At 70.8% G+C, this 16,085-nt stretch carries 19 protein-coding genes; 5 read left to right on the forward strand and 14 right to left on the reverse strand.

Annotated elements, in window-relative coordinates; translation table 11 throughout:
* Nucleotides 1–96: 96 nt before the first annotated feature.
* The 6 genes from ACFRFC_RS35185 to ACFRFC_RS35210 all read right to left on the reverse strand — a co-directional run bounded on the left by ACFRFC_RS35185 (nt 97) and on the right by ACFRFC_RS35210 (nt 5,911).
* On the reverse strand, nt 97–858 hold the full coding sequence (locus ACFRFC_RS35185) for an ABC transporter permease (protein WP_382681022.1): 762 nt from the start codon (nt 856–858) through the stop codon (nt 97–99).
* Nucleotides 855–1,859 (reverse strand): ATP-binding cassette domain-containing protein, encoded by a 1,005-nt coding sequence (locus ACFRFC_RS35190; RefSeq protein ID WP_382681020.1) that lies wholly within the window; start codon nt 1,857–1,859, stop codon nt 855–857. The genes ACFRFC_RS35185 and ACFRFC_RS35190 overlap by 4 nt, the downstream gene beginning before the upstream one ends.
* Nucleotides 1,860–1,954: 95 nt before the next feature.
* Nucleotides 1,955–2,596 carry a PadR family transcriptional regulator gene (locus ACFRFC_RS35195; protein WP_382681018.1) on the reverse strand — a complete coding sequence of 214 codons (642 nt, stop codon included), beginning with the start codon at nt 2,594–2,596 and terminating at the stop codon, nt 1,955–1,957.
* Between the two features lie 69 nt (nt 2,597–2,665).
* On the reverse strand, nt 2,666–3,214 hold the full coding sequence (locus ACFRFC_RS35200) for a DinB family protein (protein WP_382681016.1): 549 nt from the start codon (nt 3,212–3,214) through the stop codon (nt 2,666–2,668).
* A 245-nt stretch (nt 3,215–3,459) separates the two neighbouring features.
* On the reverse strand, nt 3,460–4,920 hold the full coding sequence (locus tag ACFRFC_RS35205) for an aldehyde dehydrogenase family protein (RefSeq protein ID WP_382681014.1): 1,461 nt from the start codon (nt 4,918–4,920) through the stop codon (nt 3,460–3,462).
* Nucleotides 4,921–5,086: 166 nt separating this feature from the next.
* Nucleotides 5,087–5,911, reverse strand: coding sequence for a helix-turn-helix domain-containing protein (locus ACFRFC_RS35210; RefSeq protein ID WP_382681114.1), 825 nt, complete (start codon nt 5,909–5,911; stop codon nt 5,087–5,089).
* Between the two features lie 331 nt (nt 5,912–6,242).
* Here ACFRFC_RS35210 and ACFRFC_RS35215 point away from each other — a divergent pair, with 331 nt between their 5' ends.
* The gene (locus tag ACFRFC_RS35215) at nt 6,243–6,758 is read left to right on the forward strand and encodes an ATP-binding protein (RefSeq protein ID WP_382681012.1); all 516 of its coding nucleotides are present in this window, start codon (nt 6,243–6,245) and stop codon (nt 6,756–6,758) included.
* 114 nt (nt 6,759–6,872) lie between these two features.
* Here the strand turns inward: ACFRFC_RS35215 and ACFRFC_RS35220 are convergent, their stop codons facing one another.
* The 7 genes from ACFRFC_RS35220 to rpmG form a co-directional block, all read right to left on the reverse strand.
* Nucleotides 6,873–7,172: a DUF397 domain-containing protein gene (locus ACFRFC_RS35220; RefSeq protein WP_382681010.1), complete on the reverse strand. Its 300-nt coding sequence runs from the start codon at nt 7,170–7,172 to the stop codon at nt 6,873–6,875.
* 230 nt (nt 7,173–7,402) lie between these two features.
* Nucleotides 7,403–7,888: an SRPBCC domain-containing protein gene (locus ACFRFC_RS35225; RefSeq protein WP_382681009.1), complete on the reverse strand. Its 486-nt coding sequence runs from the start codon at nt 7,886–7,888 to the stop codon at nt 7,403–7,405.
* Nucleotides 7,885–8,271: an ArsR/SmtB family transcription factor gene (locus ACFRFC_RS35230; protein ID WP_382681007.1), complete on the reverse strand. Its 387-nt coding sequence runs from the start codon at nt 8,269–8,271 to the stop codon at nt 7,885–7,887. Before ACFRFC_RS35230 ends, ACFRFC_RS35225 begins: the two co-directional genes overlap by 4 nt.
* A gap of 7 nt (nt 8,272–8,278) precedes the next feature.
* Complete coding sequence (locus ACFRFC_RS35235; RefSeq protein WP_382681005.1) at nt 8,279–8,707, reverse strand: VOC family protein; 429 nt, start codon at nt 8,705–8,707, stop codon at nt 8,279–8,281.
* A gap of 76 nt (nt 8,708–8,783) precedes the next feature.
* Entirely contained in the window at nt 8,784–9,980 is a 1,197-nt protein-coding gene (locus tag ACFRFC_RS35240; protein ID WP_382681003.1) for a CobW family GTP-binding protein, read from the reverse strand.
* A gap of 4 nt (nt 9,981–9,984) precedes the next feature.
* Nucleotides 9,985–10,233, reverse strand: a complete 249-nt coding sequence (locus ACFRFC_RS35245) for a type B 50S ribosomal protein L31 (protein WP_382681001.1) — start codon at nt 10,231–10,233, stop codon at nt 9,985–9,987.
* Between the two features lie 8 nt (nt 10,234–10,241).
* Nucleotides 10,242–10,406 carry a 50S ribosomal protein L33 gene (gene rpmG / locus ACFRFC_RS35250; protein ID WP_382680999.1) on the reverse strand — a complete coding sequence of 55 codons (165 nt, stop codon included), beginning with the start codon at nt 10,404–10,406 and terminating at the stop codon, nt 10,242–10,244.
* A gap of 489 nt (nt 10,407–10,895) precedes the next feature.
* On the opposite strand from rpmG, the gene ACFRFC_RS35255 reads away from it, so the two are divergent.
* Together ACFRFC_RS35255 and ACFRFC_RS35260 are read left to right on the forward strand one after the other, a co-directional pair.
* Complete coding sequence (locus ACFRFC_RS35255) at nt 10,896–11,240, forward strand: hypothetical protein (RefSeq protein WP_382680997.1); 345 nt, start codon at nt 10,896–10,898, stop codon at nt 11,238–11,240.
* 217 nt (nt 11,241–11,457) lie between these two features.
* Nucleotides 11,458–11,970: a DUF4232 domain-containing protein gene (locus ACFRFC_RS35260; RefSeq protein ID WP_382680995.1), complete on the forward strand. Its 513-nt coding sequence runs from the start codon at nt 11,458–11,460 to the stop codon at nt 11,968–11,970.
* A 57-nt stretch (nt 11,971–12,027) separates the two neighbouring features.
* Here ACFRFC_RS35260 and ACFRFC_RS35265 read toward each other — a convergent pair whose 3' ends face one another.
* Nucleotides 12,028–13,164, reverse strand: a complete 1,137-nt coding sequence (locus tag ACFRFC_RS35265; protein ID WP_382680993.1) for a DUF2786 domain-containing protein — start codon at nt 13,162–13,164, stop codon at nt 12,028–12,030.
* Between the two features lie 103 nt (nt 13,165–13,267).
* Here ACFRFC_RS35265 and ACFRFC_RS35270 point away from each other — a divergent pair, with 103 nt between their 5' ends.
* Complete coding sequence (locus ACFRFC_RS35270; RefSeq protein WP_382680991.1) at nt 13,268–13,996, forward strand: Clp protease N-terminal domain-containing protein; 729 nt, start codon at nt 13,268–13,270, stop codon at nt 13,994–13,996.
* A gap of 91 nt (nt 13,997–14,087) precedes the next feature.
* Nucleotides 14,088–15,848 carry a bifunctional 3'-5' exonuclease/DNA polymerase gene (locus ACFRFC_RS35275; RefSeq protein WP_382680990.1) on the forward strand — a complete coding sequence of 587 codons (1,761 nt, stop codon included), beginning with the start codon at nt 14,088–14,090 and terminating at the stop codon, nt 15,846–15,848.
* The last annotated feature ends 237 nt before the right edge of the window (nt 15,849–16,085 follow it).

The raw sequence follows: 16,085 nt of genomic DNA on the forward strand, positions 1-16,085 counted from the left end.
CCACCGGGCCCGACCGCCCTCCCGGCGATTCTCGGCGGACCGTCGGCTCCCTCGCCCGCTCGCCCCTCACCCATCCCCTTTGCTGAAGCACCCGCCCTACTTGCTCAGGCGCCCGAACCTCCGTACCGCCAGCGGGAAGAACACCGCCAGCAGCGCCAGCGGCCACACCACGGCCGCCCACACGTGGCCGGGCTCCCCGCCGGGGTTGCCGAACAGATCCCGGACCGCCGTCGCCGTATGGGACATGGGGTTCCACCGGACCACCGTGCCGAGCCAGTCCGGCATGGCGTCCGGGGTGGCGAAGGCGTTGGAGAGGAAGCCCACCGGCCAGACCAGGATCTGGACGGCCGTCACCAGCTCCGGCCTGCCCGCCAGCAGGGCCAGATGGATGCCGATCCACAGCATCGCGAACCGGAACAGCAGGAGCAGTCCGAGCGCCGCGACGAAACCGCCGGCCCCGCCCGTCGCCCGCCAGCCCAGTGCCCAGCCCACCCCGACCAGCACCAGCAGCGTCAGCGCGGACTGGAGCATGTCGGCCGCGGAACGGCCCACCAGCACCGCCCCATTGGCCATCGGCATCGAGCGGAAACGGTCGATGACCCCCTTGTCGAGGTCCTGGGTGACCGCGACCATCGTGGCCTCCAGACCGAACGCCATGGTGAGCGCGAGCATGCCCGGCACCAGGAAGTCGACGTAGTCGCCGGTGATCCCGCGCCCGCCGCCGACCAGATAGCCGAACATCACCAGCAGCATCACCGGGAAGACCAGATTGACGACGACCTGGACCGGCTGCCGCGCCCAGTGGGCCAGTTCACGCCGGGTCATGGTCCAGGAGTCGGTCAGGGCGTACGTACTCATGCCACGTTCTCCTTCGACTTCGGCTGCGGCAGCGGCTTCGAGTTCAGCTGCGGTTGGGGACGCGACGGGGTGTCGCCCGTCAGGTGCAGGAACACCTCGTCCAGGGTCGGCCTGCGCAGGGCGATGTCCTCGGCCTGGAGGCCGGCCGTCTCCAGGGCGCGTACGACCTCGGCGAGCGCCGTCATGCGGTCGGTGACCGGCGCGCTGATCAGGCGCCGGTCGGGGTCGACCGTCAGCTCGTCCTCGTCCATCGGCAGCAGGGCGACCGCCGCGCCCAGCTGCGCCTCGTCACGCAGGACGACGTCGATACGATCGCCGCCGATCAGGTTCTTGAGGTCGTCCGCCGTGCCGTCCGCGATGACCCGGCCCCGGTCGACGACCGAGATACGGTCGGCGAGCTGATCGGCCTCCTCCAGGTACTGCGTGGTCAGCAGGACCGTCGTACCGCCGCCGGTCAGGGAGCGGACGGCGGCCCACACCTCCGTGCGTCCGCGCGGGTCGAGGCCGGTCGTCGGTTCGTCCAGGAAGAGCACCTCCGGTTCCACGATCAGGGACGCGGCCAGGTCGAGTCGGCGCCGCATGCCGCCGCTGTACCGCTTGACCGCCTTGCGGCCGGTGTCCTGAAGGCCGAAGCGCTCCAGGAGTTCCGTGGCGCGCACGCGCGCGTGCCGGGCGCCCAGGTGGTGGAGGCGGCCGAACATCTCCAGGTTCTGGTGGCCGCCCAGCTCCTCGTCGAGCGCCGCGTGCTGGCCGAGCAGGCCGATGCGCCGGCGCACCCGCTGGGCCTGGGTCACCACGTCGTGTCCGGCCACCGAGATCCGCCCGGCGTCCGGGCGCAGCAGGGTGGCCAGGATCCGGACCAGGGTCGTCTTGCCCGCCCCGTTGGGGCCGAGCACGCCGTGGACCGTGCCACGGCCCACGGTGAGGTCGAGGCCGTCCAGCGCGCGTTTGCCGCCGTACGCCTTGTGCGCGCCTTCGACGGCGATCGCCGTATCGGACATGCGCCACCCACTCTCTAGTCAAATTTGACTAACCATCGCCAGTGGAGGCTAGTACCCCGACCTCTTATTGGTCAAACTTGATTAGTGAGGGTGCTTCAGCGGTCGTCGCCCGGATGCCGCTCCGGCGTGGCGTACGGGTTCTCCGCGCCGTCCGCCAGCACCGCGACGAACGGGTCGCCCTCCCCGGAGAAGGTGTACGCGCCCGCGCGGATCCGTTGGATCAGGCCCCGGGTCCACTCCGCTCCGGTGTCGGCCGTGTGCACCCAGAGGTTCATGATCTCGCCGATGTGGCCGAGCTGGGCGGGGCCGTCCTCGGGGGTGTAGTACTCGGTGACGGACTTGCGCCACGCCTCGACGGCCCGCACCCGCTCCTCCAGGAGGTCGAGCACCTCCGCGCGGGGCAGGTCGACCATGAAGCCGACGGCGGCGGTGAGCATATCGGGGGGCCGGTCGTACGCGGTGAGGTAGGTGCGGACCAGGGAGAAGTACTCCTCGGTGCCCTTGTCGGTGATCTCGTACTCGGTGCGCGGCGGGCCGCCGGCCGTGGACGGCGCGATCTCGTGCGCGCGCAGCAGGCCCTGCTTGGCCATCTGCTTCAGGGCGTGGTAGATCGAGCCGGGCTTGGCGTTGGACCACTCGTGCGCGCCCCAGAACTCCAGGTCGTTGCGGACCTGGTACCCATGGGCCCGGCCATGCTGACGGACGGCCCCCAGCACGAGGAGACGGATCGCTGACATGGGTTCAGGGTAGGCGGCGGGGGTGCGCACGGTGCCGGGCAACCCCCGTCGGCGACCGGCCGGGCCCCGTCAGCCCCAGGACTCCCCACGCTCCAGCGCCACCAGCTCGAACGCCGTCCGGCCGTCCAGTGACTCCCGGATGATGTCCGCGTGGCCCGCGTGGCGGCCGATCTCGCGGATCAGGTGCAGGCACAGCCAGCGCACGGAGACCCGTCCCTCCGGCGGGAACCAGGGTTCGTCCGGCAGCGCGAAGGTGTCGTCGAGGCTGGGGACCGCGCGGACGTACGCCTCCGTCCCGGCGGCGACCTTCTGCCAGTACGCGAGCTGGGACTCGACGGTCTCGCCCGCGACGAGACGGAAGCACTCCTGCCAGTTCGACGCGTCCCGCGTCACCGCCGGCGGCTCGCCCTTGGCGCGGGCGACCCAGCTCTGCTCGACCTCGGCGACATGCTTGAGCAGCCCGGACAGCGTCAGCTCGCTCGCGCTGGGCCGGGCGCCCGCCTGCTCCTCGGTGAGTCCGAGCACCGAGCGGCGGATGCCGCCGCGCTGCTCCTCGATGAAGGACAGCAGCGCCCCGCGCTCGTCGCCCGCCGCCTCGGCCCGCACATGAGTGACCATGACCGTCCCGCCTTCCCGGATCGTCCGGGCAGGGCTCCGCTCCGCCCTGCTCCGTCCCGCTGACAGGGACGACGCTACGGGGCGTTGAGGTCAGATTCTGTCCGCAACGCCCCGACATCCGGGAACGGGACACCCCGGACCTGGACACCCCGGACCTGGACCCCCCGGACTACGACACCCGGGAGCTGGACGCACGAGAACTGGACACCCGGGACCTGGAACTCCTGAACCCCCGGGACCGTTTGCTAGAACGGGAAGCCGCTCCGCCCCCGCTGCACCGAGATCCACTTCAACGAGGTGAAGGCGTCCACCGTCGTCTCGCCGTTCAGCCGCCCCACGCCCGAGCTCTTCTCGCCGCCGAACGGGACCAGTGGCTCGTCGTGGACCGTCCCGTCGTTGACGTGGAACATGCCGGTGTCGATGCGCTGCGCGAAGCGCACCCCCCGCTCCGGGTCGGCGGTGTGGACGGCACCGCTGAGGCCGTAGGGGGTGTCGTTCACCAGCCGGACCGCCTCCTCCTCGCCGTCGAAGGGGATGAGGAAGGCGACCGGGCCGAAAATCTCCTGTCGCAGAAGGGGGGAATCAGCCGGTACGTCCGTCAGGACCGATGGCTCGATCAGGTTGTCGCGGGCCGCGCCCCGCAGCAGTGCCGTCGCGCCGTCGGCCAGCGCCTGGTCCACCGTCGCGGAGATCAGCTCCGCCTGGGAGGCGTTGATCACCGGGCCGATGACGGTCTCCGGGTCGCGCGGGTCGCCGGTCTTGAGGGACCTGACCTTGGTGACGAACTTCTCGGTGAACTCGGCGGCGATGGCGCGGTCCACCAGGATCCGGTTGGCGGCCATGCAGACCTGGCCCTGATGGACGTACCGGCTGAAGACGGCCGCGTCGACCGCGTAGTCGAGGTCGGCGTCCTCCAGGACCACCAGCGCGCTGTTGCCGCCGAGTTCGAGGATCACGCGCTTGAACAGGCCCGCGCAGACCGTGGCGACATGGCGGCCGACCTTGTCGGAGCCGGTGAAGGAGATCACCTTGGGCACGGGGTGTTCGATGAAGGCGTCCCCGACCTCGGCGATGTCGGTGATCACGACATTGAGCAGGCCGGGCGGCAGGCCCGCGTCCTCGAAGATCTTCGCGACGAGGGTGCCGCCGCAGATGGGGGTGTCCTGATGCGGCTTGATCACCACGCCGTTGCCGAGGGCGAGCGCCGGGGCGACGGACTTCAGGGAGAGCAGGAAGGGGAAGTTGAAGGGGCTGACGACACCGACGACACCGACCGGGACGCGGTAGAGGCGGTTCTCCTTGCCGTCGACGGGCGAGGGGATCAGCCGGCCCTCCTCGGTGGTCGTCAGGCCGATCGACCCGCGCAGGAACTCCTTGGCGAGGTGGAGTTCGAAGCCGGCCTTCAGCCGGGTGCCGCCGAGTTCGGCGATGATCGCCTCGGCTATCTCCGCCTCGCGCTCCTCGACCAGCCGCAGCGCCCTCTCCATCACGGCCCGCCGGGCGAAGGCGTTGGTGGCGGCCCACGCGCGCTGGACGCGCTCGGCAGCGCGGTAGGCCCGATCTATCTCGTCGGCCGCGGCTATGGTGATCGAGGCGAGCTTGTCGCCGTCGTACGGATTGACATCGATGATGTCCCAGGCGCCGGTCCCCGGCCGCCACTCACCGTCGATGTACTGCTGGGCCAGATCGGTGAAGTACGACGACATGCGATCCCTCAATCCCTGCCGCTCGCGCAGTGGAAGCCGCCGACGTGGCGGCCGGCGTGGTCGAAGCGGTCGGCCGTCCGTCGCGCCGCGCTGACAGCCACCGAGAGCCGTCCGAGACCCGTCCGGAAAACCTGATGCTCTGATCGCACGTCATCGTACTTGTGTTTCAGGAGAGTTGAAGTAGTCCCCGAAGAAGATCCCGGCTCTCGGCGGGGCCCGGACTGTCGGTCTGCAACTCCTTGAGAGCGGTCTCGTACTGAGTGACGTCCTCGGGCTTGTCGAGATAGAGGGCGCTGGTGAGCTGCTCCAGATAGACCACGTCCGACAGATCGGACTCGGGGAAGCTGAGCAGGGTGAAGGCACCGGACTCACCGGAGTGGCCGCCGAAGCCGAACGGCATGATCTGGAGCCGTACATGGGGCCGCTCGGAGATCTCGATCAGATGCTGGAGCTGACCGCGCATCACCTCGCGGTCACCGTAGGGGCGACGCAGCGCGGCCTCGTCCAGGACGATGTGGAAGTCCGGGGCGTCCTCGGCGACGAGATGCTTCTGGCGCTCCAGGCGCAGGGCGACCCGCCGCTCGACGTCCGCCTCGCTCGCGCCCTTCATGCCGCGCCGGACCACCGCGCGGGCGTACGCCTCGGTCTGGAGCAGACCGTGCACGAACTGCACCTCATAGGCGCGGATGAGGGAGGCCGCGCCCTCCAGGCCCACATAGGTGGGGAACCAGCTCGGCAGGACGTCGGAGTAGCTGTGCCACCAGCCGGCCACATTGGCCTCGCGGGCCAGGGAGACCAGGGAAGCGCGCTCCGTCTCGTCCGTGATGCCGTACAACGTCAGCAGGTCCTCCACGTCCCTGGTCTTGAAGCTCACCCGGCCCAGTTCCATCCGGCTGATCTTCGACTCCGAGGCGCGGATGTGGTACCCCGCCGCTTCGCGCGTGATGCCGCGCGCCTCGCGCAGTCGCCTGAGTTGCGAGCCGAGCAGCATGCGTCGCACCACCGATCCGGGCTCTCCCGCGCTCACGTTCGCCGCCTCCCAACCGTCTTCAGGGCCCGCAGTCTGCCACTAAAGCACTTCGAGCAGTACTCGTCCGGTTACAGAGACGGAAAGAAGCCAATCATTCCGCTTCGCTTCAGGGGCACTCAACACCCACAGCTGGCGCAAAGCTGACAGAAAAAATGACCAACAAGCGGTACGGGAGGGTCCAATTCGGTCACGTGCACGTGCATCTGCCCTTGCATCTGATGTACGCATCCGAAACCATGGTCTCGCGCCACCGCTGCATCGCAACGACCGCGAATTCCCGGGAGTGCCTCGCATGGGGACGAATGGATCGACCATGCTCAAGCCGTTACGGCAGGGCCTTCCGCCGCTGGATCCCTCGGCCGCGTCCGATGCCGCCTCCTGTGCGCTGCCCGCCCGCTACGAAGCGGTGCGCGAGGCACGCGGGTTCACCCGCTCGACGCTGGACCGCTGGGACGCCGACGACCGGTTCGACGACATCTGCCTGGTGGTCTCGGAACTCGTCACCAACGCGCTGCGCCACGCGCTGCCGCACACCGACCGCTGTCCGGCCGAACACTGTCCGGCCGGGCACGAGCAGCAGCCCGTGCGGCTCCAGTTGATGCGCTGGACCGGCCGGCTGGTGTGCGCGGTGCGCGACCCCAGCGCGGACACGCCGGTCACCCGGGACACCGAGGACTTCGCGGCGGAATCCGGCCGCGGGCTGTTCCTGGTGGACTCCTTCAGCGACAGCTGGGGCTGGCACCCCCTGGCCGGATCACTGCCCGGCAAGGTGGTCTGGGCGATGTTCCGCCTGGGCGAGAGCGGTTGACGGGCCGCGGCGCTTCATGGTGCCGCGGTTCTACGCGCGTTACCGGCTGGTACGGACCACATCGCGCGACCCGCTCCGGTACGGCACCTTCGGGCGCCGCCGTGAGGTCGCGCCTCAGCCCGCTATCAGATGGTCGAACTCGCCGTCCTTGATGCCGAGCAGCATGGCCTCGATCTCCGCGCGCGTATAGACGAGGGCGGGGCCCTCCGGGAAGTTCGAGTTGCGTACCGCCACTCTGCCGCCGGGCAGTCGGGCGAACTCCACACAAGAACCTTGGGAATTGCTGTGACGGCTCTTCTGCCATGCCACTCCGCTCAACTTCGCGGCGGTCATGCCGTTGTACACGCCGGGGGCGGGAACTCCGCCGTGCCGGTCACCTTCGTACACGTCACCGTCGTACACGTCGTGGTCCACAGGTCGCTCCCCGGTGGTGCACTGGCTGGTGTGGCCATTGATGCATCGGTCAACTGTGCCGGATCATAACCCTGTTCACCTGCGGATGCATGAACGAATGCACTGGCAGATGCACGTGCACACGGGGTGTTCTCATGATTACAGCTTTGACGGCCGCTTTACCTCAGCCGCCACAGCATTACCAGCATTACCGATTCACCCGGGCCGATCCATTCGTTTTCACCGACGTTTCACGGAAGTCGTTCCATCTGGTCCAGCGTCTGCCCCAGAGTCCGCATGACATGCGATCTCCACCCGCCGTCCATGATCTTCCGTGCCATCAGCTGTGCCGGGTCATCGGGGTCGAATCCCTCGTGCACTAGGAACAGACGCGTTCCCCGCCCTTCCTGTTCCAATGTCCATGTGAGCGTCCAGTCAACGGTGTTGAGCGTTCCGGCGTCGGCCCAGCGGACTCGAAGCATCCGTTCAATGTCGTAGGCCAGCACACTGACGTCGACCTCGCCGGAGAATCGGGTGCCGGGCCGGGGCACGGAAGTCATCCGGTAGCGATGGCCGACCTCCAGGCGGAAGTCCTCGGCACCTGGCATCTGCCATTGCGCGAGCAGCGCGGGCTCGGTCAGCGCACGCCAGACCTTGCCCGGCGGATGCGGGAAGAAGTGGTCGACGCGGATGGTGGTGAGGTCCTCGGCGGACTCGTCCGGAATGTCGGTGCTCATGTCGGCTCATCGTCGGGCATCCGGTCGAGCAGCGCGCCGAGGCCGGTCAGCCGTTCGCGCCAGAACCGCTCGTACGGATGGAGCCAGTCCTGTACGTCGGCCAGCGGGGCCGCCTCCAGGCGGTAGATACGCTGTCTGCCGGAGCGCTGCTCGGAGACCAGGCCGGCCTCCCTGAGCACCTTCAGATGCTCCGAGAGGCTCGGCCGGCGCATGGCGAAGTGATCGGCCAGCGCCTGGACGGACTGCGGCCCGCCCTCACGCAGCAGCCGCAGCACCTCGCGCCGGGTGGCGTTGGCGAGGGCGGCGAAGACGTGGTCGGCGGGGGTGGCCGGGGTGGCGGTGGATGTGGCCGAGGCGCCCGTCCCGGACCCGGTTGCGGTCATGGCGTGATCAGAAACCTTCCTTCTCCTTCTCCGTCTCCGTCTCCGTCTCCGTCAGGAGCATCAGCGCGTTGCCGTCGGGGTCGTGGAAGGCGGCCATCCGGCCCCACGGCTCCTCCTTCGGCCCCTGCACGGTGACGCCCGCCTCGGCGAGACGCGCGCAGTCGGCGTCGACATCGGTCGTCACCAACATGATCCCCCGGGTCGAGCCGGGCTCGAAACCGCCCATGCCGGGCCCCGAGAGCGTGAACACGGTCTGCGCGCCGCGCGGGGCGACCTGGATCCAGCGGCCGGGAGGCATCTGGAGATCGGCGGTGACCTCGAAACCGAGGACGTCCCGGTAGAAGCGCAGGGCACGGTCCTGGTCGGTGACCGGGAGCGTGATGAAGGAGGCGTGGGTGATGCGGGTGGTGCTGGTGGTGCTGGTGGTGTTGTCCATGGAGTCGACGATAGGTAGGACATTCCCTACGAGTCAAGCGTAGGGGATGTCCTACCTATCGGGTTCTCAGGAAGGGTCAGACCCCCAGGAAGGTGTCGAAGACGGGCGGCAACCGCTTCCAGGCGTCCCGCCCGGCGGCGTACTCGGCGTCGGTCAGCAGGCAGGACTCCAGCAGCCGCTCCAGCCCGTCCCGCTCCAGGCCGGGGGAGGTGAACGCCAGGCGCTGGCCACGGTCACCGTGCTCGGGGTGCCAGTCCAGCGCGGCGGCGACCCGGCGTATCGGCGGCACCAGTTCCCAGGCCGCGTCCGGCAGCGAGGCCAGCCATGGGCCGGCCGCCTCGACACAGAGTGCGCCGCCCGCCGCGTCCCAGTGCAGCAGCGTGTCCGGCTTGTCGGCGAGCCAGAACCGGCCCCGGCTGCGCACGGCGGCGCAGGTCAGTGCCTCCAGCGCCGCGTGCAGCCGCTCGGGGTGGAAGGGGCGTCTTTGGTGCCAGACGAAAGTGCGCACACCGTGCGCGTCCGCGTCGGCGGGCAGTAGCGCACTCGCCGGGTGCTGGGCCGCGGTGGCGGCCTCGATGTCGAAACCGGCTTGGGCGGCGGTGGACAGGGGAGTCGGGGTGAAGGGGGGCGGGGTTTCCGTTGCCGGGACTCCCGTTGCCGAAGTGCCCGTCAGGCCGGCGTGGTCGATGGTGACCTGACGGGCTGTCGGGTGCAACTGGGCCAGCAGCTCGTGGTCCTGGTCGTCGGCCTCCGGGGAGTCGGCGACGGCGAGGACGGGCGCGTACTCCAACTGCCGGGCGAAGGTGTCGGCGACCGTGCGCCGGTCGGTCGCGGCGGCGGCGAGACCGCGGTCGGCGAGGTCGTCGCCGTTGGAGAGGTAGGGCAGCAGCAGGGCCGGATCGACGGCGGTGATCACGCCGGTGAGCCGCGGCCCGCCGGACCCGATCACCTCGGCCATCGCCCTGGGCTCGACGGAGTCCCACAGCTCGACGATCGCGAGCGGGGTGAGCCCGCCGCGCCCGAGCCGCTCCAGCTCGGGCACCAGATCCTCGCGCAGCGCGCAGCACGCGCAGTCGTTGACCAGCGGTGTCTCACCCGTGGCGAGGACTCCGGTGGCGTCCGAGAGGGTCCGTACGACGGTGCCGGCCGGGGCCGTGGTGAGGTCGTGGTGGAGTACGACACTGCCGGGGACGTCGGCGAGCAGCCGGGCCACCGTTGCCCTGCGGGCATCGGCGTGCAGCCCGCCGACGATCACGACGGAGAGGTCGGGCACCGGCCTAGCCCCGCCTTCCGTACCGGCGCTCGAAGCGCTCGACGCGGCCCGCGGTGTCCAGGACGCGGGCGGTGCCGGTGTGGAAGGGGTGACTCACGTCGGAGATCTCGACGTCCACGACGGGGTAGGTGGTGCCGTCCTCCCAGCGGACGGTCTTCTCGCTGGTCATGGTCGAGCGGGTGAGGAAGGCGTGGCCAGCGGCCCGGTCGCGGAAGACGACGGGGCCGTAGGGCGGGTGGATTCCCTGGCGCATGCTCCGGCTCAGCGCTCCTCTCGGAAGTCGACATGACGCCCGGCGACGGGGTCGTACTTGCGCAGGGTCATACGGTCCGGGTCGCTGCGGCGGTTCTTGCGGGTGACGTATGTGTAGCCGGTGCCGGCCGTGGACCGGAGCCTGACCAGTGGGCGGAGTTCGTTGTGTGCCATGCCGCCATCTTACTGAAAACGATTCCCATTAACACCCCCCGGGGCGGATGAGAGGGGTATTGAGCGTTGCTGGCCGCCGGGCGAGGGCCGGTACGTACGGCTGCGGCTGAGTGCGAAGGCGGGGTGGGGACGGGGCCTCATTCGCCTCCTTGGGGCCTCCTTCGGTGGGGTTACGGGCTGCTAGCTTGCTGCTGGTCATAGCGTCTGATCGGCTCCTGGGGGCTTGCGGTGGCTTCGGTGACGTACGCGTGTGATGCGGTGCGCAGGCTCAGCGGGCAGATCGGACGGGTCGGGCCGGGCGTGCGGACCGGGTGGGGGGCTTGCCTCGGGCGCGGCCTGCGGATGCGGTGCTTGGTCCTGGGTGTGGGGCTGGTGGGTGCGCTCGGGCTGAGCGCGTGTGGGGGTGGTGGCTCGGCGGACGGCTCCGTGGGGCCGACGTCCTCGCCCGTGCCCTCTCCTTTGACCGGCGCGAGCGCGAACGCCGGGGGTATGGCCGGTGATGCACCGGCCGTCGCCGGTGATCTGGAGGGGAGTTGGGTCACCGGCTCCGGTGACGGCAAGGTGGTGGCACTGATCGTCACGGGTGCGCGGGCAGCCGTGTTCGCGACCGGCGGGAGTGTGTGCAGTGGGACCGCCGGTGAGACGGACGGTGAGCGGGTGATCAGCCTCAAGTGCACCGGGGGCGGCGACGAGCGGGCATCGGGCACGGTGGACTCCGTGTCCGCCACGACGCTCGACGTGACCTGGGAGGGCACGCTCGGCACCGAGACGTACACCAAGGCGGAGGGCGGGAAGCTGCCTTCGGGGCTGCCGACGGCGGGTCTGGGGCAGTGACTTCAGTGGCTTCGCCGGGCGGCTGATGGATCAACGGGCGGGGGCGTTCTTCGAGTTCCCCGGCTCGTCGATTTCTTTCGGGGCGGGAGCGGATTGCCTCCCTCGGTCCGCCGCGAGCCCTTGGCCGGTGGGCGTTCTCAGCGCCCCGATGTGGCTCGTTCGGTCGGCGTAAGCTCCTGGCAGATCATCGTCATCGGCCACCGTGGGGATCCCGTACATGCGCGCGCGTCCGCTTCCGTTCACCGTTCTCGCCCTTGCGGGCGTTCTGCTGCTGGGGGCCTGCGGGGGTGGCGACGACGGCGACGCCGAGGCCGGGGCACCGGCCGCGCCCGGCGCTTGTGCGATCGGGGATCTGACGGTCGAGGCCGGGCCGGCCGCGGAGGCCCCGGTCGCCGGGGACACCGGAAATGTGCCGGTCAATCTCACCAATCGCGGCGCGGAATGCGTGCTGGACGGCTTCCCCGGCGTGCGCCTGGAGGGCGGGGACGCCGCCGTGGACGTACCCGCCGACGAGGCCGCCACCGCGCAGCCGCTGACACTCGCCAAGGACGTGACGGCGACCTTCACCCTCACCTACGTGCGCGGGGAGGGCGTCGACGCCGACCAACTGCGGGTCAGCCTGCCGGGCGGCGACCAAGGGGCGGGGCTTCCGTGGTCCTACGGGCCGGTCGCGGCGGCGGGCGGGGCACCCGAGGCGTCGGTGAGCGCGTTCCAGCAGGCGGGGGACTGAGTTTTCCGGGTTCTGCGGGTTCTGCGGGTTCTCCGGTTCTCCGGCTCTCGGCCGGCTTCAGCGGGGTGGCAGTCGGGGCCGGGTGGCGACCTCCGCGCGGTCGGCGGCTTCGGCGCCCTGGGTCCAGCCGGCCGCGTCGGTGATGCCGCGCAGCCGGGTCGTGGTGGTCTGCGGGAACATCCGGTCCGCCGCGTCGATGACGGCCACCGCGCGGGAGGCGAGAACCGGCAGCAGATCGTCGCTCACCCGGGTCTCGGCCGCCGCGGCGAGGCGGGCGCCGATGCGGTGGGCGTAGGCGGCGAGGAAGGATTGCCGGAAGGTCTTGGTGCGCCCGCGCCCGCCCTTGCGCTGCTCGGCCTCCGCCCTGGTCATCGCGGTGTTGGCCTGGACGAGGAGCGAGGTGTGGAGGAGTTCGACGGCCGTGAGGTCGGCCTCGAACCCGACGACCGTGGAGAAGCCGAAGGGCTCGTTCCACACCGCGCGGCAGTGATTGGCGGTGGCGACCGCGTCCAGCAGTACGGCCTTGGCCTGCTCGTACGGCGGCTCGACCCCGATCCGGATGGCGCCGGGCGCGTCCGGCGCGGGCGCCCGCGAGGCCAGCAGCGCCGCGTCGACGCTGTGCCGGGCCATCAGCTCCTGCGCCTTCGCGCTGAGCGCCTCCGCCTCCTCGGGAAAGCCGGTGGCCTCGGCCTTGGCGAGCAGCGCGCGGATGCGCGTGAGGGTGCGGGTGAGGATCCGGGACTCCGGCGTGCGCGGGTCGGCCGCCCGAGGCGCGGGCTCGTCGAGCGGTTCCAGGGAGGGCAGGCGCAGCAGCAGGCGGTACAGCTCCAGTACGGCCGTGGCGCGCGAGAAGCGGTCCGCGCGGGGCGGGTTTTCGGCGGGGAGCGCCTCCAGCTGGGCCGTCCAGCGAGGTCCGCGCGGGCGGTCGTCGGGGGCCTGCGCGCGGATCAGGGCGGCGGCGAGGCGGGTGTGTACGTCGTCCAGTTCGCGGCGTACGGCCCGTAGGACGTCGGCGGGCTGCCAGCCGCGCCGCCAGGCAGCCGCGACGAACTCCCGGCCGCGCCGGTCGAGTTCCGTGTCCGTGGCGGGGTCGGCCGCGAGGAGGGAGGCGGCGGTGTCGAGGGCCGTGCCGTCGTCGGAGGCGTAGAGGGCGGCCAGGGCGCGATCGACGGTGGTGGGCGGGGACGTACTCACATGTTCGATCGTGTCATGGGTGAGGGCGGCACCGGACGGTGACCGGCACAGACATGTCAACCATTGGTTGACACTATGACCTGACGCAACCTACGGTTGACACATGACAACGAACCCCATCGCCTCCTCCGTACGTCTCGACGACCTCATCGCGTCCATCAAGAAGGTCCACCAGGAGCCACTCGACCAGCTCCAGGACGCCGTGCTCGCCGGGGAGCACCTGGGCGATGTCGCCGATCATCTGATCGGGCACTTCGTGGACCAGGCCCGGCGTTCGGGCGCCTCCTGGACGGACATCGGCACGAGCATGGGCGTCACCCGGCAGGCCGCGCAGAAGCGGTTCGTGCCCAAGGAGTCCGCGGATCTCGACCCCAGCCAGGGCTTCGGCCGCTACACGCCACGCGCGCGGAACACCGTCATGGCCGCCCACAACGAGGCCCAGGCCGCCCGCAACGCCGAGGGGCGCCCCGAGCACCTGGTGCTCGGCCTGCTCTCCGAGCCGGACGGCCTCGCCGCCAAGGCGATCGTCGAGCAGGGCGTGCTGCTCGACGTCGTACGCCAGGCCGCGACCGCCGCGCTGCCGCCGGCCGCCGACGAGGTCCCGGACCTGATCCCGTACACCGCGACGTCCAAGAAGGTCCTCGAACTCACCTTCCGCGAGGCGCTGCGTCTCGGCCACAACTACATCGGCACCGAGCACCTCCTCCTCGCCCTCCTGGAGTACGAGAACGGCGACGGTGTGCTGTCCGGCCTCGGCATCACCAAGGCCGGGGCCGAGGGGTACGTGGCGAAGGCGCTGGCGGACCACACGAACCCGCGGAAGGAGGGCTGAGCGCGATCGGCCGGCTGATCGGCTGAGCGGCCGGCGTCCGGGCATCACGCCCATTCCGGGCATTGTCAGACCCGGCTGGCACACTCGCAGCATGGTCGATCGCTGGGCACTCGCTCCGGTCGAGGGGGGCGGTGTGGAGGTCGCCCCCCTCGGCCCGGACGGGCTGCCCGGCGGGTCGGTGCGCCGGGAGGCGGACGCGGTGGAGGCCGTGCGGGGGCGGCCCGAGGTCGTGCGGTGGGTGTGGCGGTCCACCGCCGAGGTGTATCCGCGACTGCTCGCCGCGGGGGTGCGAGTGGAGCGGTGCTACGACATCGAGGCCGCGGAGACGCTGCTGCTCGGCCATGAGGGGCGGTACGGGGAGCCCCGCTCGGCCGCCGCCGCCCTGGCCCGGCTGCACCGCGGTCCGGTGCCGCCGGATCCACCCGTGCGCCCGGCCGAACCGGGCTCCCAGTCCCCGCTGTTCGAGCCGCAGACAACACGGGTCCCGCTCGCCGATCTCCTCGCGGTGTACGCCGAGCAGCAGCGCCGGCACGAGCGGGCGGAGCACCCGGACCGGATGCGGCTGCTGACCGCCGCCGAGTCGGCCGGGATGCTGGTGGCGGCGGAGATGAACGCGTCGGGGCTGCCCTGGCGCCCGGACGTCCACCGCGAGGTGCTGCACGAACTGCTGGGCGAGCGGTACGCGGGCGGGGGCGAGCCGCGTCGCCTCGCGGAGCTGGCGGACGAGGTGTCGGCGGCGTTCGGGTATCGGGTGCGGCCGGATCTGCCCGCGGAGGTGATCAAGGCGTTCACGCGCGCGGGCATCAAGATCACGTCGACGCGCCGCTGGGAGATCGAGAGCATCGACCACCCTGCGGTGAAACCGCTGGTGGAGTACAAGAAGCTGTACCGCCTCTGGGTCGCCCACGGCTGGTCCTGGTTGCAGGACTGGGTGCGGGAGGGGCGGTTCCGGCCGGAGTTCCTGGCGGGGGGCACGGTGACCGGGCGCTGGGTCACCAACGGCGGGGGCGGCCTCCAGATCCCGAAGGTCATCCGGCGGGCCGTGGTCGCCGACCCCGGGTGGCGGCTAGTGGTCGCGGACGCCGACCAGATGGAGCCCAGGGTGCTGGCGGCGATCTCACGCGACCCCGGGCTGATGGAGGTCGCGGCCCGCCCGACCGACCTCTACCAGTCCGTCTCCGAGCGCGCCTTCTCCGGCGACCGTGACGAGGCCAAGATCGCCGTCCTCGGCGCGATCTACGGCCAGACCTCCGGCGACGGCCTGAAGAACCTCGCCGCGCTCCGGCGCCGCTTCCCGAGAGCCGTGGCCTACGTCGACGACGCGGCCCGCGCCGGGGAGGAGGGGCGGCTGGTGCGGACCTGGCTGGGCCGGACCTGCCCACCGGTGGCCGGGACATCACCGGACGACATCGGGGACGAGGCCGGAATCCCCCAGGAGGACGAGGAGGACGGCGGCGAGCGCAGCGGCGGGGGTGGGGGCAGGGGGAACGGCGGGGGTGGGGGCAAGGGGAACGGCGGGGGCGCAGGCCAGGACTGGGTACCGGGGTACGCGTCCCGCGACTCCCGCGCCCGCGGCCGTTTCACCCGTAACTTCGTCGTCCAGGGCAGCGGCGCCGACTGGACCCTGCTGCTCCTGGCCGCCCTGCGCCGCGCCTGCTCCGGACTCGCCGCCGAGCTGGTGTTCTTCCAGCACGACGAGGTGATCGTGCACTGCCCGGCGGAGGAGGCCGGGAGAGTCGTCCAGGCGATCCACGAGTCCTCGGAGCTGGCGGCGCGGCTGACGTTCGGGGAGACGCCGGTGCGGTTTCCGTTCAGTACGGCGGTGGTGGAGTGCTATGCGGAGGCGAAGTGAGGGGCGGCGGAGGTGGGGCGGGCCGACCGGGCCCGGTTCGGTTCGGTCGGTTTCGATATCGTGTACGAGTGCGCAGGGGTCGACTCCGCAGGGGTCGGCCTGTCTGCGCCGAAGCCAGTCGAAAGCCACACAAAGGATTGCTGGTCGGCTTGAGATGCGATACAAGCACCGTTGCGCGAACCGCGAACCGCGAACCGCGAACCGCGAACCGCGAACCGCGAACCGCGAACCGCGAAA

This window comes from Streptomyces sp. NPDC056734, from assembly GCF_042790455.1.
In the GTDB taxonomy this organism is placed as follows: domain Bacteria; phylum Actinomycetota; class Actinomycetes; order Streptomycetales; family Streptomycetaceae; genus Streptomyces.

Bases quoted from the DNA above. Each gene is read 5' to 3' on its own strand.
- rpmG (WP_382680999.1), bottom strand. From the start codon at position 10,406: ATGGCACACAACGAACTCCGCCCACTGGTCAGGCTCCGGTCCACGGCC.
- ACFRFC_RS35260 (WP_382680995.1), top strand. From the start codon at position 11,458: ATGCGCGCGCGTCCGCTTCCGTTCACCGTTCTCGCCCTTGCGGGCGTT.
- ACFRFC_RS35215 (WP_382681012.1), top strand. From the start codon at position 6,243: ATGGGGACGAATGGATCGACCATGCTCAAGCCGTTACGGCAGGGCCTT.
- ACFRFC_RS35205 (WP_382681014.1), bottom strand. From the start codon at position 4,920: ATGTCGTCGTACTTCACCGATCTGGCCCAGCAGTACATCGACGGTGAG.
- ACFRFC_RS35210 (WP_382681114.1), bottom strand. From the start codon at position 5,911: ATGCTGCTCGGCTCGCAACTCAGGCGACTGCGCGAGGCGCGCGGCATC.
- ACFRFC_RS35190 (WP_382681020.1), bottom strand. From the start codon at position 1,859: ATGTCCGATACGGCGATCGCCGTCGAAGGCGCGCACAAGGCGTACGGC.
- ACFRFC_RS35235 (WP_382681005.1), bottom strand. From the start codon at position 8,707: ATGGACAACACCACCAGCACCACCAGCACCACCCGCATCACCCACGCC.
- ACFRFC_RS35185 (WP_382681022.1), bottom strand. From the start codon at position 858: ATGAGTACGTACGCCCTGACCGACTCCTGGACCATGACCCGGCGTGAA.
- ACFRFC_RS35200 (WP_382681016.1), bottom strand. From the start codon at position 3,214: ATGGTCACTCATGTGCGGGCCGAGGCGGCGGGCGACGAGCGCGGGGCG.
- ACFRFC_RS35230 (WP_382681007.1), bottom strand. From the start codon at position 8,271: ATGACCGCAACCGGGTCCGGGACGGGCGCCTCGGCCACATCCACCGCC.
- ACFRFC_RS35195 (WP_382681018.1), bottom strand. From the start codon at position 2,596: ATGTCAGCGATCCGTCTCCTCGTGCTGGGGGCCGTCCGTCAGCATGGC.
- ACFRFC_RS35245 (WP_382681001.1), bottom strand. From the start codon at position 10,233: ATGCGCCAGGGAATCCACCCGCCCTACGGCCCCGTCGTCTTCCGCGAC.
- ACFRFC_RS35270 (WP_382680991.1), top strand. From the start codon at position 13,268: ATGACAACGAACCCCATCGCCTCCTCCGTACGTCTCGACGACCTCATC.
- ACFRFC_RS35225 (WP_382681009.1), bottom strand. From the start codon at position 7,888: ATGAGCACCGACATTCCGGACGAGTCCGCCGAGGACCTCACCACCATC.
- ACFRFC_RS35275 (WP_382680990.1), top strand. From the start codon at position 14,088: ATGGTCGATCGCTGGGCACTCGCTCCGGTCGAGGGGGGCGGTGTGGAG.
- ACFRFC_RS35255 (WP_382680997.1), top strand. From the start codon at position 10,896: ATGGCCGGTGATGCACCGGCCGTCGCCGGTGATCTGGAGGGGAGTTGG.